Annotated in this window: 17 protein-coding genes; all 17 read right to left on the bottom strand. The window is 72.3% G+C overall.

Annotation, left to right across the window (positions count from 1 at the left end; all coding sequences use genetic code 11):
* Positions 1–23: 23 nt before the first annotated feature.
* Positions 24–791, bottom strand: coding sequence for a motility protein A (locus LBW97_RS05995; RefSeq protein WP_224498501.1), 768 nt, complete (start codon positions 789–791; stop codon positions 24–26).
* A 3-nt stretch (positions 792–794) separates the two neighbouring features.
* Positions 795–1076 carry a flagellar FlbD family protein gene (locus LBW97_RS05990; protein WP_224498500.1) on the bottom strand — a complete coding sequence of 94 codons (282 nt, stop codon included), beginning with the start codon at positions 1074–1076 and terminating at the stop codon, positions 795–797.
* 244 nt (positions 1077–1320) lie between these two features.
* The gene (locus tag LBW97_RS05985; RefSeq protein ID WP_224498499.1) at positions 1321–2580 is read right to left on the bottom strand and encodes a flagellar hook protein FlgE; all 1260 of its coding nucleotides are present in this window, start codon (positions 2578–2580) and stop codon (positions 1321–1323) included.
* 68 nt (positions 2581–2648) lie between these two features.
* Entirely contained in the window at positions 2649–3077 is a 429-nt protein-coding gene (locus tag LBW97_RS05980; protein ID WP_224498498.1) for a flagellar hook assembly protein FlgD, read from the bottom strand.
* An 18-nt stretch (positions 3078–3095) separates the two neighbouring features.
* A complete protein-coding gene (locus LBW97_RS05975) occupies positions 3096–4559 on the bottom strand; it encodes a flagellar hook-length control protein FliK (protein WP_224498497.1) in 1464 nt (487 codons plus the stop codon).
* Positions 4556–5506 (bottom strand): transglycosylase SLT domain-containing protein, encoded by a 951-nt coding sequence (locus LBW97_RS20185; protein ID WP_304505407.1) that lies wholly within the window; start codon positions 5504–5506, stop codon positions 4556–4558. Before LBW97_RS20185 ends, LBW97_RS05975 begins: the two co-directional genes overlap by 4 nt.
* Entirely contained in the window at positions 5494–5949 is a 456-nt protein-coding gene (locus LBW97_RS05960) for a flagellar export protein FliJ (protein ID WP_224498496.1), read from the bottom strand. The genes LBW97_RS20185 and LBW97_RS05960 overlap by 13 nt, the downstream gene beginning before the upstream one ends.
* On the bottom strand, positions 5946–7256 hold the full coding sequence (locus tag LBW97_RS05955; protein WP_224498495.1) for a FliI/YscN family ATPase: 1311 nt from the start codon (positions 7254–7256) through the stop codon (positions 5946–5948). The genes LBW97_RS05960 and LBW97_RS05955 overlap by 4 nt, the downstream gene beginning before the upstream one ends.
* Positions 7253–8173: a FliH/SctL family protein gene (locus LBW97_RS05950; protein ID WP_224498494.1), complete on the bottom strand. Its 921-nt coding sequence runs from the start codon at positions 8171–8173 to the stop codon at positions 7253–7255. The genes LBW97_RS05955 and LBW97_RS05950 overlap by 4 nt, the downstream gene beginning before the upstream one ends.
* Positions 8157–9215, bottom strand: coding sequence for a flagellar motor switch protein FliG (gene fliG, locus LBW97_RS05945; RefSeq protein ID WP_224498493.1), 1059 nt, complete (start codon positions 9213–9215; stop codon positions 8157–8159). The genes LBW97_RS05950 and fliG overlap by 17 nt, the downstream gene beginning before the upstream one ends.
* Complete coding sequence (gene fliF / locus LBW97_RS05940) at positions 9212–10807, bottom strand: flagellar basal-body MS-ring/collar protein FliF (RefSeq protein WP_224498492.1); 1596 nt, start codon at positions 10805–10807, stop codon at positions 9212–9214. The genes fliG and fliF overlap by 4 nt, the downstream gene beginning before the upstream one ends.
* Complete coding sequence (locus LBW97_RS05935) at positions 10807–11121, bottom strand: flagellar hook-basal body complex protein FliE (RefSeq protein WP_224498491.1); 315 nt, start codon at positions 11119–11121, stop codon at positions 10807–10809. Before LBW97_RS05935 ends, fliF begins: the two co-directional genes overlap by 1 nt.
* On the bottom strand, positions 11121–11525 hold the full coding sequence (flgC, locus tag LBW97_RS05930) for a flagellar basal body rod protein FlgC (protein ID WP_224498490.1): 405 nt from the start codon (positions 11523–11525) through the stop codon (positions 11121–11123). The genes LBW97_RS05935 and flgC overlap by 1 nt, the downstream gene beginning before the upstream one ends.
* A 1-nt stretch (position 11526) precedes the next feature.
* A complete protein-coding gene (locus tag LBW97_RS05925; protein WP_224498489.1) occupies positions 11527–11874 on the bottom strand; it encodes a flagellar basal body protein in 348 nt (115 codons plus the stop codon).
* A gap of 351 nt (positions 11875–12225) precedes the next feature.
* Positions 12226–12582 (bottom strand): hypothetical protein, encoded by a 357-nt coding sequence (locus tag LBW97_RS05920; RefSeq protein WP_224498488.1) that lies wholly within the window; start codon positions 12580–12582, stop codon positions 12226–12228.
* Positions 12579–12965: a flagellar export chaperone FliS gene (gene fliS / locus LBW97_RS05915; protein WP_224498487.1), complete on the bottom strand. Its 387-nt coding sequence runs from the start codon at positions 12963–12965 to the stop codon at positions 12579–12581. Before fliS ends, LBW97_RS05920 begins: the two co-directional genes overlap by 4 nt.
* Positions 12966–13008: 43 nt before the next feature.
* On the bottom strand, positions 13009–14388 hold the full coding sequence (gene fliD, locus LBW97_RS05910) for a flagellar filament capping protein FliD (protein ID WP_224498486.1): 1380 nt from the start codon (positions 14386–14388) through the stop codon (positions 13009–13011).
* Positions 14389–14423 lie beyond the last annotated feature (35 nt).

Genomic DNA, 14423 nt, shown 5'->3' with positions numbered 1-14423 from the left:
CCCGTCGTGGGGGGAGGACGGGGTCACGCCGCGTCCTTGACGGCGCCCGGCGGCACGAGCGAGGTCAGCTTCATGCGGACCGCCCGCGGGCTGGTGCCGGCCTGGATCTCGGTGATGCCCTCCACGAGCAGCTCCATCTGCGCGGCCTGCAGCGCGCTGACCCGGAGGATCTTGGCGCCCATCGGGAGGAACCAGAAGTTGGCCGCCATGACGCCCCACAGCGTGGCGATGAAGGCCGCGGAGACCATCGGCCCCAGCAGCTCGGGCTCGTTCAGGTTCCCCATGACGTTCATCAGGCCGACGATGCAGCCGAGGATGCCGATGGTCGGCGCGTAGCCGCCCATGTTGTTCATGAACTTGGCGGCGACCTTGTCCTCGGTCTTCTTCGCCTCGATCTCGCTCTCCAGCACCGCCCGCAGCTCCTCGGGGTCGGTGCCGTCGATGCCCATCTGCAGGCCGCGGCGGAGGAACTCGTCCTCGATGTTCTTGACCTGGGCCTCCAGCGCGAGCAGGCCCTCCTTGCGGGCCTTCTCGGCGAGGCTGACCAGGGTCTGGATCTGCTCGGTCGGTCCCGGCACCTTGGCCGGCATCACGGCCATCTTGAACCAGCCGGGCATCTTCTTGAGGTCGTCCATCGTCTGGCTGGCCGCCGCCGCACCGAACGTCGCGACGATGACCAGGACGATCGCCGGCAGGAAGATCAGCGTCATCGGCGAGACGCCCTCGAGCACCATGAAGACGCACAGGGCGATCACGGAGATCGCAAAGCCGATGAGAGTGGCCGGATCCATGGGTCAGCGCTCCTCTCGGCTCGGGAACGGCACGACCGACGAGTCGGAGGAGACCTGTTCGGGAACGGCGAGCGGGTACGTCGTGCGGTCCATCTCGTAGGAGAGGGCGAGGATGCCGGCGCGGTACTCCCGGATCTCCTGCAGGACCTCGTCCACGCTCTCCCTCAGCAGGTACTTCGTGCCGTCGACGAGGAAGGCGACCGTGTCGGGGTGGCCCTCGACCTTCTCGATGAGGTCGGGGTTCAGCGCGAACTGATCGCCGTTCAGGCGCGTCACACGGATCACGGTCGGTTCCTCTTGCTCGGTGGGTGCCCGGGAACGGGCAGGAACGGCACTCTTGTCATCGGCCCACGGAGGGCCTGCCTTGAGCTGAAACGCCCAGGCCGGAGGCCTCTGGGGGCAATGTGACGGACGGCCCGGTCACCACCTCCAGGAGGTGACCGGGCCATCCGTGGTGACGTGCTGGAACGGCCTCGCTGCAGAGGCTCGCCCTGAGCCTGCGAAGGGCGAGGGGCAGCGAGGTCCTTAGTCAGCGCTTGAGGTTGACCAGGTCCTGGAGGAGCTCGTCGGAGGCGGTGATGACGCGGCTGTTCGCCTGGAAGCCGCGCTGGGCGATGATCAGCCCGGTGAACTCCTCGCTGAGGTCCACGTTGGACATCTCCAGCGCGCCCGACACGAGCTCGCCACGACCGCCGAGGCCCGGCTGCCCGATGTTCGCGATGCCGGAGTTGACGCCGACCCGGAACGAGGAGTTGCCGGCCTTCTCCAGGCCGCTCGGGTTGTCGAACGCGGCGAGGGCCAGCTGGCCGATCGGCTGGCGCAGGCCGTTGGAGTAGACCCCCATGATCGTGCCGTCGTTGCCGAGGGTGAACGACTGGAGCGAGCCCAGGGCGTAGCCGTCCGGCTTCGGGGCCGCGAGGGTGTTGGCCCCACCGAACTGGGTCAGGCCGGCGAGGCTGATCGTGACGTCGTTCGTCCAGCTCGGGTTCCCGGTGGGGGTGAACGCGGGGAGGTTGAAGCCGGGGCCGGCGGGGTTGGTGAGCACGCCGTTGGTGTCGAAGGTGATCTGGAGCGGGGTGACCGCCGGGTCGATCGGCGGCTCGGGGAGCAGCGTGGTCCCGTTGGCGTGCAGGACGGTGACGTTCCAGGTGTTGTCCGCGGCCTTGGTGAGGTTGTAGGACACCTTCTGCAGCACGCCCTGGCTGTCGAACATGTCGGCGCCGAGCTGGTAGGAGGTGCCGACGGGCACGTCGGAGGGGAGGTTGCCCTGGATGCGGCCGGTCTCGGTCGAGGTCGGGTTGACCATCGCGCCGTAGGGCACCGACAGCGGGCCGACCGGGCCGTTGGCGTTGACGGTGCCGTCCGCCTCGGCCATCCAGCCCTGCAGGATCGAACCGTCCGGGGTGACCAGGTTGCCGTTGGAGTCGAAGTCGAACGAGCCCGCGCGGGTGAACAGCTGCTGCCCGCCGGCGCCCTCGACGACGAAGAACCCGTCACCCTCGATCATGAAGTCGGTGGACCGGCCGGTGGACTGCTGCGCACCGTTGGTCCAGTTCGTGGTGATGCCGGCCAGCTTCACGCCCAGGCCGATCTGCGCCGGGTTTGTGCCGCCGCGGTCCGCGGCCGGCTGGCCGCCGGCGCGGACGACCTGGGAGAGCGTGTCCTGGAACACCGTGGCGCTGCTCTTGAAGCCGACGGTGTTGACGTTGGCGATGTTGTTGGCGGTGACGTCCATCTTGGTCTGGTGTGCACGCAGACCGGAGATGGCGGAGAACATGGAGCGCAGCATCGGGGGGTCCCTCCGGGGTGGGGGTCGGTGGTTCAGGGGCGCGCGGCGGCGCCGGGGTGGGGCGCGGGTCAGCCGGCGGTCGTGCCGACGTCGGTGATCCGGCCCAGCGGCACGGGACGGCCGGCGACCGTGGCCACGGCCTCCGCCGAGTCGGTGGCGAGGCGCACCGAGGAGACGACTCCGGTCACCTTGGCGCCGGTGTCGTCGGTGTAGGTGACGGTCTGTCCGACCATCGCGCCGGCGGCGCTGGAGCGCTGCAGGGCCAGCATGGAGGCGTTCTGCTTCGCGATCTCCTCCAGCTTCTCCACCTGGGTGAAGGTCGCCGTCTGCGACATCATCTGGTTGGTGTCGGCCGGGTTGCTGGGGTCCTGGTACTTCATCTGGGCCACCAGCAGCTTGAGGAAGGTGTCCTTCCCCATCTGGTCGCCACGGTCGACGGCGGTGCTGGCGCCGTAGGTCGGCCCCGTCGGGACTGCGCCGCTCACTGCGTCCGGCATCGGTCGTCGGCCTCCTTCTCAGACACGTACGTCCACGCCGGACGACGTGGATCCGTTGGACGGCAGAGCCCGTCCTTCCCCGTTATCGGCAGTGCGCCCCCAGGACCGTGACCGTTCGCCGGGCTGGTTCTGCTGCGACTGCCGGTCGGCGAAGCCCTGCTGGGCGAGCTGCTGCTGCTGGGCCTGCTGCTCGGCGGCGTGCTTGGCCAGCCACGAGCCGCCCGTGTCCGCGTCGACCTCCACGCGCGACGGGCTGAGACCGGCGGCCTCCAGGTCGCGGCGGAGCTCGGGCAGCGCGTCCAGGAGAGCCAGCCGGCCCTGCTCGTGGGCGCTGCGGAGCTGCAGGTCGAGGCTGCCCTGGGCGACCGTCACCTGGACCTCGACGGGGCCGAGGTTCTCGGGGTTGAGCACCATCGTCATGGTGTGCGACCCGTCGCCCGCGGCGCTGAGCACCGCCACGTGCCGGGCGACCTGTCCGGCGACCGGCAGCGTGGCCGCGGTCCCGGTGGCGGCGCCGGTGGCGGTGACCGGTGCGGCCGCAGTCGGAGCGCCCGCGGAGCCGACCGACGGCAGGACCACGGTCTCGGATCCTGCCTGGACCTCCACGTCGGCACGGGCACCGCTGACCGCGTCGGTGCGGGCGGCGCCGGACCCGGTGCCGCCGGCACCGGCACCACCGGACGAGGTGCCGCCGGCCTGGGCGCCGGCTCCACCGGCGCCGGATGCCGCGGCGGCGGGAACCGCGGGGGCCGGACCGGAGGTGCCTTCGGTGTCGGGTGCCGCGGCGCCGGTGGCCTCCGCCGTGCCGACAGGGACGGAGGTCGTCGGCTGCCCGGGCGTGGGAACGACGGTGAGCTCGACCGGGGTCTGCGCCGCGGTCGCGACGGCTGGCATCGTGCCGGGAACCGGAGCGGCGGGCTGGGGACCGGCGGGCGTGGCGCCGGCGGGCCGGACGGCAGGCGCCGCGGCAGCCGCCGCAGCCGCCGCAGCCGCAGCAGCAATGGCAGCCGGGGTGCCCGGGAGGGCGGGAACCGGCGCGGCGACGACGGGTGCTCCGTCCGCGGCCACGGCAGCGGTCTCCCCGGGGATCGGCGCGGAGGCGGTGGCCGCGATCGCGGCACCCACCCCGGCGAGCCCCTCGCCGGCAGCCGTGACCACGACCGGCGCCGCCACCGGCGTCGCCGTCGGAGCGCCGCCGCCGAGGGCCAGCGCCCAGAGCGCGGCGGCGACGCCGGCCGAGGCCGTGTCGATCACCGGGACGGCGGCCTCCTCGGCCGCGGCCGTCTCCTCGCCGGTTGCGGCCTCGCCGGACTGCTTCTGGCCGTTGCCGGTGGTGGCGTCGCGCACGGGGCCCTGGCCGCCGGCCAGCGCGCCGTCGAGCGCGGAGGCGAACGGGGCCGCGCTGTCGGTGGAGCCCCCGTCCGAGGAGGAGGTGGAGGTGGCGCGCGCGGGAGGAGCAGCGACGGTCACGGGAGCGGTCATCGGTAGGCCTCTGCCTTGCTCAGCACGGAGCGGACGTAGTTCTGGGTCTCGGGGAAGGGCGGGATGCCCCCGTACTTGCTGACGTTGCCCGGCCCGGCGTTGTAGGCCGCCAGCCCGAGCTCGGTGGAGCCGAACTGCTTGGTCAGGGAGCTGAGGTACTTGGCCGCGCCGTCGATCGCGGAGGCCGGGTCCATGGCGTTGACGCCGAGGCCCTTCGCGGTGGCCGGCATGAACTGCATGAGGCCCTGCGCACCGGCCGGCGAGACGGCGGAGGTGTTGAAGTTCGACTCCTGCTTGGCGACGGCGGCCAGCAGCGAGGGGTCGACGCCGTGCTTGCTCGCCGCGCGCGCGAAGAGGTCGCCGTAGGGGACGCCGGCCAGCGCACCACCGGCGGCCGCCGGGGCGACGGCGGCGGAGGCCTCCGGCAGCACGCGGCGGATGATCGAGGGGTTGCCGACCGCCTGCACCTTCACCGACTCGCCCGGCTGGGGCGCGGCGATCATCTGGCCGTTGCCGATGTACACGCCGACGTGGTCGATGCCGGCGCGGGAGCTGGAGTGGTCGAAGAACACCAGGTCACCCGGCCGCGCCTGCTCGAGGTTCGCGACCGGACGGCCCGCGGTGGCCTGCTGGGACGAGGTCCTGGGCAGCTCGATGCCGAGGTTGCCGAACACCAGCTTGGTGAAGCCCGAGCAGTCCAGGCCCTTGCTGGGATCGGTGCCGCCCCAGACGTAGGGCACGCCGATGTACTTCTGCGCCTCCGCGACCGCCGCGCTCTCCGAGGCGGTCCCGCCGGTGCTGGTCGCGTAGGTCGCCGACGAGGTGCCGGTCAGCCCCGCCGCGCTGGCGGCCGAGGCCCAGCCCGCGGACGTCGCGGCGCCGGTGACCGCGGTGAAACGGGCCTGGATCTCGCCGATGCGGGCCTGGACCGCGTTCAGTCCGTCCATGCCTGCTCCTCCCCGGTCGAGGACGCGCGGCCTGCGCGTCCGGTGACCAAGTCATCGGCAGCCCGCTCCTCCGCCATGTCCATGGCGTGCTGCTGGGCCTCGCGGTGCCGCTCGGCGAGCCGCTCGAGGGCCTTGGTCCGCTGCGCGGCGGCGGTCCACTGAGCCCGCACCGCCTCCGCCTGCTGGGCCTGTGCGGTGGCCAGGGAACGGGCGTCGGACGCGTCGGTGGCCGCGGCCTGCAGCAGCACCATCGCCGCGACGAACGACCCGGCCGGCAGCGATCGGGGCATCGTCGAGACGCCCAGCGCCGTCTCGTACTCGGTGGCGCGCCGGTCGGCGTCGGCGGCCGCGTTCATCGCGGCGGCCGCCGCGGCCGCCGCGGCACGCTCCTCGGTGCGCCGGAGCTCCAGGACCGGCTGCAGCCGGAACTTTCCGCGCTTCACGCGCCTCTCACGATCCGCTGCAGCCAGTTCCACGCCTCGTCGGCCTGCGTGGACTCACCGAGCGGCTGCTGCAGGAAGGCGTCGATCTGGGGGGCGAGCTGGCGGGCGCGGTCGACCAGCGGGTCGCTGCCGGCCTGGTACGCGCCGATCTCGATCAGCTCGCGCACGTCGCGCAGTGCACCCATGAGCCGGCGGATCTCGCGTGCGTCGGCCATCTTCGCCGGTGGCACCACCGCCCCCGCGACGCGGGAGATGGACTCCAGCACGTCGATGGCGGGGAAGTGGCCGACGGTGGCGAGCTTGCGGGTGAGCACGATGTGCCCGTCGAGGATGGACCGCGCGGTGTCGGCGATCGGCTCGTTGTGGTCGTCGCCCTCGACCAGGACCGTGTAGAGCCCGGTGATCGAGCCGACGGTGCCGGTGCCGGCCTTCTCCAGCAGCTGCGGCATCATCGCGAAGACGCTCGGCGGGTAGCCGCGGGTGGCCGGCGGCTCGCCCGCGGAGAGCCCGACCTCGCGCTGGGCCATGGCCGTGCGGGTGATCGAGTCCATGAGCAGCAGCACGTCGCGGCCCTCGTCGCGGAACGCCTCGGCGATCCGGGTGGCCACGAACGCGGCCTTGAGCCGCACCAGCGGCGGCTCGTCGGAGGTCGCGACGACGACCACGGTGCGGGCCATGCCCTCGGGGCCGAGGTTCTCCTCGATGAACTCGCGGACCTCGCGGCCTCGCTCGCCGATCAGGCCGATGACGCGGACGTCGGCGTCGGTGCCTCGGGTGATCTGGGCCATCAGGCTGGACTTGCCGACGCCGGAGCCGGCGAAGATGCCGAGACGCTGGCCCTTGCCGCAGGGGACGAGGGTGTCCAGGGCGCGGACGCCGAAGGTGAGCGGCTCCTCGACCCGGGTGCGGGAGAGGGCGTGCGGCGTCTCGGTCGCCAGGTCCACCCAGGAGACGCGGCTGCCCAGCGGCGGGCCGCCGTCGACCGGCCGGCCCAGCCCGTCGAGCACGCGGCCGAGCAGCGCCTCGCCGACCGGCACCTGGAGCGGGCGCCCGGTGGCGCGCACCGGGGCGCCGGCGTGCACGCCGGACAGCCCGCCCAGCGGCATGCAGGTCAGCCGGTCCTTGCCGACGGCGACGACCTCGGCCAGCAGCGGCTTGTCCGTGGGGTTGACCTCGACGAGGTCGCCCACGGCGGCGCTGACGCCGTCGACGCTGAGCGTCAGGCCCATCGCGCCCGTCACCGAGCCGGTGACCTGCGGACGAGCGGCGGCGCGGGCGCGCTCGAGCATCGTGGCGGGAAGGCTCATGGCCGCAGCACCGCCTGGACGCGCTCCAGCGCCGCGCTCAGCTGGGCGTCGATCCGGCGGGGGCCGCTCTCCGCGACGGCGCCGGCGCGCTCGATCCCCGCGTCGGGGACGACGAGCACGCTGTCGGGGAGCTCGTCGAGCGTGCCCGCGGGCAGCTCGGCGAGGTCGTCGGGGTGCAGGCGGACGACCGCCGGGGCGTCGGCGGGGACGAAGGACAGGGCGCGGCGGACGGCGTCCAGGACCGGGTGCGTGGCGAGGGCGAGCTCCCGGCCGAGCATCTCCTCGACCAGGGTGAGGACGGTGCCGATGATCGACTCGCGGATCTCGTCGGCCACCGGGATCGCGGCCTCGTCCAGCTGGCGGGCGGCCGCGCCCAGGGCGGCGGTCGCGGACACCATGCGGCGCTCCCATCGGGCCTGCACCTCGGCGAGCCGCTCCTGGGCGGCCCGCTCGACCTCTGCGACGACGGACTCGGCGGCCGTCATGCCCTCGGCGTGCCCGGCGGTGAAGCCTTCGGCGTGCGCCCGCGAGCGGAGCCGCTCCAGCTCCTCGGCGTACACGTCGCCGAGCCGGAACGACGGCTTGCTGCCGGCGACCGGCTGGTCCTCGGCACGCCGCACGGACGAGCGTCGCTCCACGACGGGGTGCTGGACCGCCACGGTCGGTGCCGAGGAACGGACGATCGCGGACGGCACGCCCGCGGACGGGGGAGAGGCGGACGGCGCACCCGGGGCGGGGGTCGCCGGGGCCGCCGGCCACACCGGGGCGGCCGGCAGGTCCTCCACGGCGGGGCGAGCGGTCGGCACGGCCGCGGCGGTGGCCGCGCTCAGCGCACGCTCGGCCATGACCTCCCGGTAGGGGCGGGCCTGCGCGGCGGAACCGCCGCGCAGGACCGTGCCCTCACGCAACGAACTCATCGTCTCCGCCGCGCGAGATGGTCAGCACACCCTGCTCCTCGAGGGTGCGGATGACACCGACGACCTTGGCCTGGGCCTCCTCGACCGTGCGGGTGCGCACCGGGCCGAGCAGCTCGATCTCCTCGGCGAGGTTCTCGGCTGCGCGCTCGGAGAGGTTGCGCTGCACCTTGTCGCGGACGTCGGGCCGGACACCCTTGAGGGCGGTGGCCAGGTCGTTGGCCTCGACCTCGCGCAGCACCAGCTGCAGGGACCGGTCGTCGATGGTGACGATGTCCTCGAAGACGAACATCTGCGCGCGGACCGCCTCGGCCAGCTCCGGGTCGCTGTTGTCCAGCCACTCGAGGATGGAGCGCTCGGTGGGCCGCGGCGAGCGGTTGATGATCTCGACGAGGGTCTCGACGCCGCCCACGGTGGTCATGTCCTGGTGCGCCAGGATCGAGCCCATCCGGCGGCCCAGCTCCTCTTCCACCAGGCGGACCATCTCCGGGGAGGTGCGGTCCATGGTGGCGATGCGGTGGGCGACCTCGGCCTGCTGCTCGGGGATGAAGCCCGAGAGGACCTCGGCCGACTGCGCGGCGGTCAGGTGGGCGAGCACCAGGGCGATCACCTGCGGGTGCTCGTCCTTGAGGAACGTCACCAGCTGGCGGACATCGGCCTGGCGCAGCGAGGCGAACGGCACCTCGGTGTAGACGACGTTGAGGCGGGAGAGGATGCCCTCGGCCTTGTCCTGGCCCAGGCCGGCGGCCAGGATCTCGCGGGCGAACTCGACGCCGCCGCGGCCGACGAACTGCTGGGCGGTCATCAGGCCGTGGAACTCCCGCATGACGCCGTCGACGTCGTCGAGCTCCACCGAGCCGAGCTTCATCAGCTCGCGGGTGAGGGCCTCGACCTCCCGCGGGCGCAGCTGCGCCAGCAGGACGCCGGCCTCCTCCTTGCTCATCTGGGCGAGGAAGACGGCGGCCTTGCGCAGGCCGGGGAGCTCGGGGCGCGGGGGAGTGGCGACCGCGGTGCCGGGGGCGGTGGGGATGCTGGCCAGGGTCATGACTTGTTCTCGCTCAACCAGCCGCGCAGCATGGCCGCGACCTCGTCCGGACGCTCGCTGACCATCGTCGAGATCTCCCCTCGCACCTTGGCGCGCTCGGCGGCTTCCAGCTCCATCTGCGCGTCGGTCAGCGGAGGCTCTTCGCGGATGCTGGACACCCGCAGGCGGTCGAGCTCGGCGAGCATGTCGTCGTCGAGCTCGAGCGGCTCGTAGTCGTCCTCGATCTCCTCGCGGCCGCGGCGGGAGCGCAGCCAGACGATGAGGACGATCAGCGCGATGCCGGCCGCGATGCCGCCGGTGCGGATCATGGACCACATCTGCTCGCTGGCCTCGGCCTCGCGCGCTGCCTCCATCGCCTCGGCGGCGTTGGTGGCGGCGGTGTCGTCGAAGGGCATCGAGGCGACCGTGATGTCGTCGCCGCGGGCCGGGTCCAGGCCGACGGCGGTGGTCATCAGGTTGGTCATCTGCTGCTGGTTCAGGTTGCCGGCGACCTCGTCGTTCATGACGACGGAGACGGTCAGCCGGTTGAGGTCACCGGGCGCCTCCTCGACCACCTCGACGGTCTTCCCGACGGCGTTGTTGGCCGTCGTGGACTCCTTCTCGTAGGTGTTCCCGCCGCCGCCGACGTTGTTCGCGGCGTCGGGCATGTTCTCCGGGCCGAGGATGCCGCCGACGGGAGCGCCGGTGCCGGTGTAGCGCTCGGTGTCGGTCTGCTCGGACACCGGCGGGGTCTCGCCGTCGTAGTTGTAGGTCTCCGACGTGCTGTTCCGCTTGGCGAGGTCGACGTCGGCGCGCACGGAGACGACGCTGTTGCCGGGCCCCACCACGGAGTCGAGGATCTTCTGGGCGCTCGCGGCGAGCCGGTTCTCGTACTCCTGCTCCACCTGGGAGCGGGCGTCGCCGGCGGCGGCGGTGATGCCGGAGCCGGGCGCGGAGAGGACCTGGCCGCTGGCGTCGGCGACGGTGACCTGCTGGGGGTCCATGTCCTGGACGCTGGAGGAGACCAGGTTCGTGACCGCCTGGATCTGCTCGCCGGTCAGCTGCGTGCCGGGGGTGAGGTCGAGCAGCACCGAGGCGGTGGGCTGGGCCTTGTCGCGGACGAAGACCTCCTCCTCGGGCAGCGCCACCTTGACGATGGCGGAGTTCACGCCGGCCAGCGCCTCGAGGGTCTTGGAGAGCTCGCCCTCCAGCGCCCGCTGGTAGGTGACCTGCTGCTGGAACTCGCTGGTCGTGATGCCCTGCTCGTCGAGCAGCGCGTAGCCGGTGTCCTGGCCGGCGGGCAGGCCCTGGCCGCTCATCGCCAGGCGCAGGTCGTAGACCTTGTCCTTGTCGACCATGATCGTGCCGCCGCCGTCGGCGAGCTCGTAGGCGACGCCCTGGGCGTTGAGCTCCTCGACGATCGCCGAGGCGTCGCCCGCGGCGAGGTTGGAGAACAGCGGGGCCTGGGTGGGTGCGGTGATCCAGGAGTAGAAGAAGAACCCGCCGAGCGTCAGCCCGACGAGCAGCAGGCCGATGACGACCTTCTGCCCCAGGCTGACGGTGGCGAACGTGGAGCGGGCACGCTCCAGCGTCCCGGCGAGTGCCGAACTCATCAGATCTGCATCCTCATGATCTCGTTGAAGGCCGCCACGGCCTGGTTCTTGATGGTCACGACCATCTCGGTCGCCACGCCGGACTCAGCGCTGGCGATCATGTAGTCGTGCACGTCCTTGAGGTCGCCGCTGGCGGCCTGGACGGCCAGGTCGGAGGTCACCGACTGCGTGGCCTGGAGCTTGTCGAAGGTGGAGGCCAGGACGGCGGCGAAGCCGTCGGTGCCCTCCGCCGCGGGGGTGCCGCGGGTGCTGCCGGCGACGCCGGCGATCCCGCCGACGCCCACGGGGGCGATGCCGCCGATCGGGAACGTCATCAGCGCTTCCCGAGCTGCAGCGCAGCCTGGTAGGCGGTGGTGGCCCGCTCGACGACGGCGAGGTTGGCCTGGTAGCCGCGCTGCGCCATGATCATGTGGGACATCTGGTCGCCCAGGTCGATGTCGGGGTACTTCACGTAGCCCTCGGCGTCGGCCAGCGGGTGGTTCGGCTCGTAGACCATGCGGCCCTCGGGGTCACCGAACTCGGCCCGCGCGACGCGCACGCCGCCCTCGCCGGAGCCGTAGTCGACCGCCTGGGCGACGACGAGCCGCTCCTGGAAGGCGTCCTCGTCGGTGCGGGTGACGGTGTTGATGTTCGCGATGTTGTCGGCGGTGGCGTCGAGCCACTTCCGGTGCGTCATCAGGCCCGACTGAGAAATGCTCAGTGCCTGGAACATGCTCATGTCAGCTCGTCCTCATCGCCGTGCGCATCGAGTTGTACTTGCCGTCGAGCGCGTTCAGGGCCAACTGGTAGCGCAGGCCGGTCTCGGTGGCGATGACCGTCTCCGCATCGAGGTTGACGTTGTTGCCGTTGGTGTTGGTCGGCTCCATCGACCGCATGGTGGTGCCGCCGTTGATGCTGGGGAGCTGCCCGTTGCTGACGGCGCCGCGCAACGACGTCTCGAAGTCCGTCCGCCCGGCGAGGAAGCCGGGGGTGTTGACGTTCGCGATGTTGTCGGCGGTCACCCGCTGCCGCTGGGCGAGGCCGGCGAGAGCCGCCTTCAGCACCGTCGACGTGGCGTCGGCGATCATCGAGCGGCGGACCGGCAGTAGGAGAAGGACACGATCGACCTCCGGGGTAGGCGGAAGAGCACTCGCGAGCGAGTGCGGGGCCGCCGATCCGTGGCGAAGGTATTGCTCTCCGTGCAAGTCCTTCATCGGCACGGCCGGGAAGCGGGTTGACCTCCGGTCCGTCACACGGGTGACGGAAGGTGCCCGGTGGGGTGACCGGTGCGTGATCGCACAGATGTGACTCGTGGGCCCGGGCGGCCGGGGGCGCGGCAGCGGCGACCGGGCCGTCCGGCGGTCGGGGGAGCGAACGACGGCGCCCCCGTCCCTCCCGGGCGGGAGGAGCGGGGGCGCTGCGGTGCGGGAGTGCCGGGCTCAGAAGGTCCGGTCGATGAAGGCGGCGGTCGGGCGGCTCGGTGCGTAGGACATCCGGGCGGCGAGGTCGCGCTGGCGCTGGGACTGCATGATCCGCTCGACGAGCTCCTCGGCGACGGCCAGCTGGTGCTGCAGCAGCTTCGCGGCGCGCTCCCGGAGGTCGTCGGGGAGCGGGCCGAGGCTCGACGGCGGGACCCAGTCCTCGCTGCGTCGTCCCCAGGCGGCGACCTCGTCGGTGCGGCCCTCGGCCATCGTGGCCTCGGCCGCGACGACCTCGCCCTCGAGGTGGGTGAGCACGCCGGCCCAGTCGACCGGGCTGGTCGTCTCCCCGCCGGACGAGGCCGGCGAGCCGGTCACGAGACCGAGCCGGCCAGGGACGCGGCGGCCTGGCGCCACGCGTCGCGCAGCGGCTCCACGACCTGGCGGCAGGAGGTGATGCGGTTGCCGTCGAGCTTGATGTTGGCCTGCTGCAGCTCGCTGATCAGCCAGTTGTAGAGGGCCGCCAGACGCGGACCGCCGTCCCAGACGTCGACCCGGAGGCTGGAGAGCAGCTCGTAGACGATCGCCTGCGCGTGCTGCAGCTGCTCGCTGGCCTCGTGCCGGTCGCCGGTGGCGACGGCGCGCTGCGCGCGCTCGAGGTCGAGTGCGAGCCGGTCGTAGAGCATCACCAGCACCTGCTGCGGGGATGCGGTCGCGACCGAGTCGCCGAGGTAACGGGCGCGAAGGGAGGCGGCACTCATCGTGGGATCTCCTGGAACGAGGGGGGTGGTGCGAGAAGAGGGATCAGAGGGCGCTGAGCTGGCTGCCCAGCCAGGTGGACTGGTTCTTCATCGAGCTCAGCGCCGTCTCCATGGCGGTGAACTGCCTGGTGAGCGTCTCGCGGCGCTTCTCCAGTCGCAGGTCCCAGGCCTCGATGCGCGCCTTGAGGTCCTTGACCGTGGAGTCCTTGCCGTTGGCCATCGAGCCCAGGGTGCCGGTGGTCGCGTCCGAGGCGGACTTCGCGACCTCCAGCAGCCGGGCGGCGACGCCCCTGACCGCCGGGATCGCCGTCCCGTCCTGCGCGGTGCCGGCGGCGCTGCCGAGCACCAGGGTCTGGGCCATCTCGGGCTTGTCCTTGAGGGCGGTCAGGAACACGGCCTTGTCGAACGTGATCCGGCCGTCCTTGGTGAGCTGGAACCCGGCCTGGGCGGGGGAGCCGTGCGGCGCCACGCCGAAGGAGACGGCGTCGAGCAGCTTGCTGCCCAGCGAGGTGATCGAGTAGTCGCCCCGCAGCGCGGCCGTGCTGCCCTTGCTGTTGTTGGTGTAGTCCTTGACCGTGTTGATGGCCGCGTTGACGGCGTCGACGAGCTTCTGCACGTTCGTCGCGACCGAGTCGTTGTTGGTGGCCACCCCGACGGTCACCTGGGCCTCGGGGTCCGCCTTCGACACGGTGACGGAGAGCCCGGTCAGCAGGTCGGGGAAGGTGTTCGTCGCGGACTTGGCCACGACGCCGCCGCCCAGGTCCAGCACCGCGTCACGCGCGGGAGCCGTCGTGACGAAACGCGACCCCAGGGTGGTGTCGTCCTCGCCGGGGCTCTTGATGGAGAAGCCGCCGGCCTCGCCGGCGGTGGTGCTGGTGAGCTGCAGCGTGTAGCGGTTCTCGCCCAGCTTCACCACCGACGCGGTGAGGCCGTGACCGGCGTCGTTGATGGCCTTCGCGGCGTCGGTCAGCGTGGCGCCGGCCGGGATGTCGACGGTGCCGAGGGAGGCCTCGTTCTCGTCGAGGATCTCGATCGGCCAGGCCATCGTGCTGCTGCGGGCGTCGGCGGTTGCCGAGGTCCAGACGCCGCGACTGAGGCTGACCTGCGTGCTGGCGAGGGACTGCACGGAGAACGTCACCGAGCTGCCGGGGACGGCGCTCGAGGTGGCGGTGGCGACGACCGCGGAGCTGCTGCTCGACGCGGTGCGGGCGCTGACGAGGGCGTCGGGGGTGAGCTTCCCGGCGGCGGCGGAGATGGCCAGGAAGGTCGTGTTGACCGTGCGGTAGGCCGAGGCGGCCTGCTCGGTGGCGGTGAGCCGGGTCTTGAGGGCCTTCTGCGAGGCGCCCTCGGCGCTGATGAGCTGGTTGATGAGGTTCGTGGTGTCCAGCCCGGAGACCAGACCGTCGACGCTCATGCCTGCCATGCGCTTCCTCCAGGTCCGGGGTGGGCGGGGTGTGA

Source organism: Blastococcus sp. LR1 (genome assembly GCF_020166105.1).
GTDB lineage: Bacteria > Actinomycetota > Actinomycetes > Mycobacteriales > Geodermatophilaceae > Blastococcus.
The sequence above is the reverse complement of the archived record's forward strand: the minus strand, read 5'-3'. Positions and strand labels throughout refer to the sequence as shown.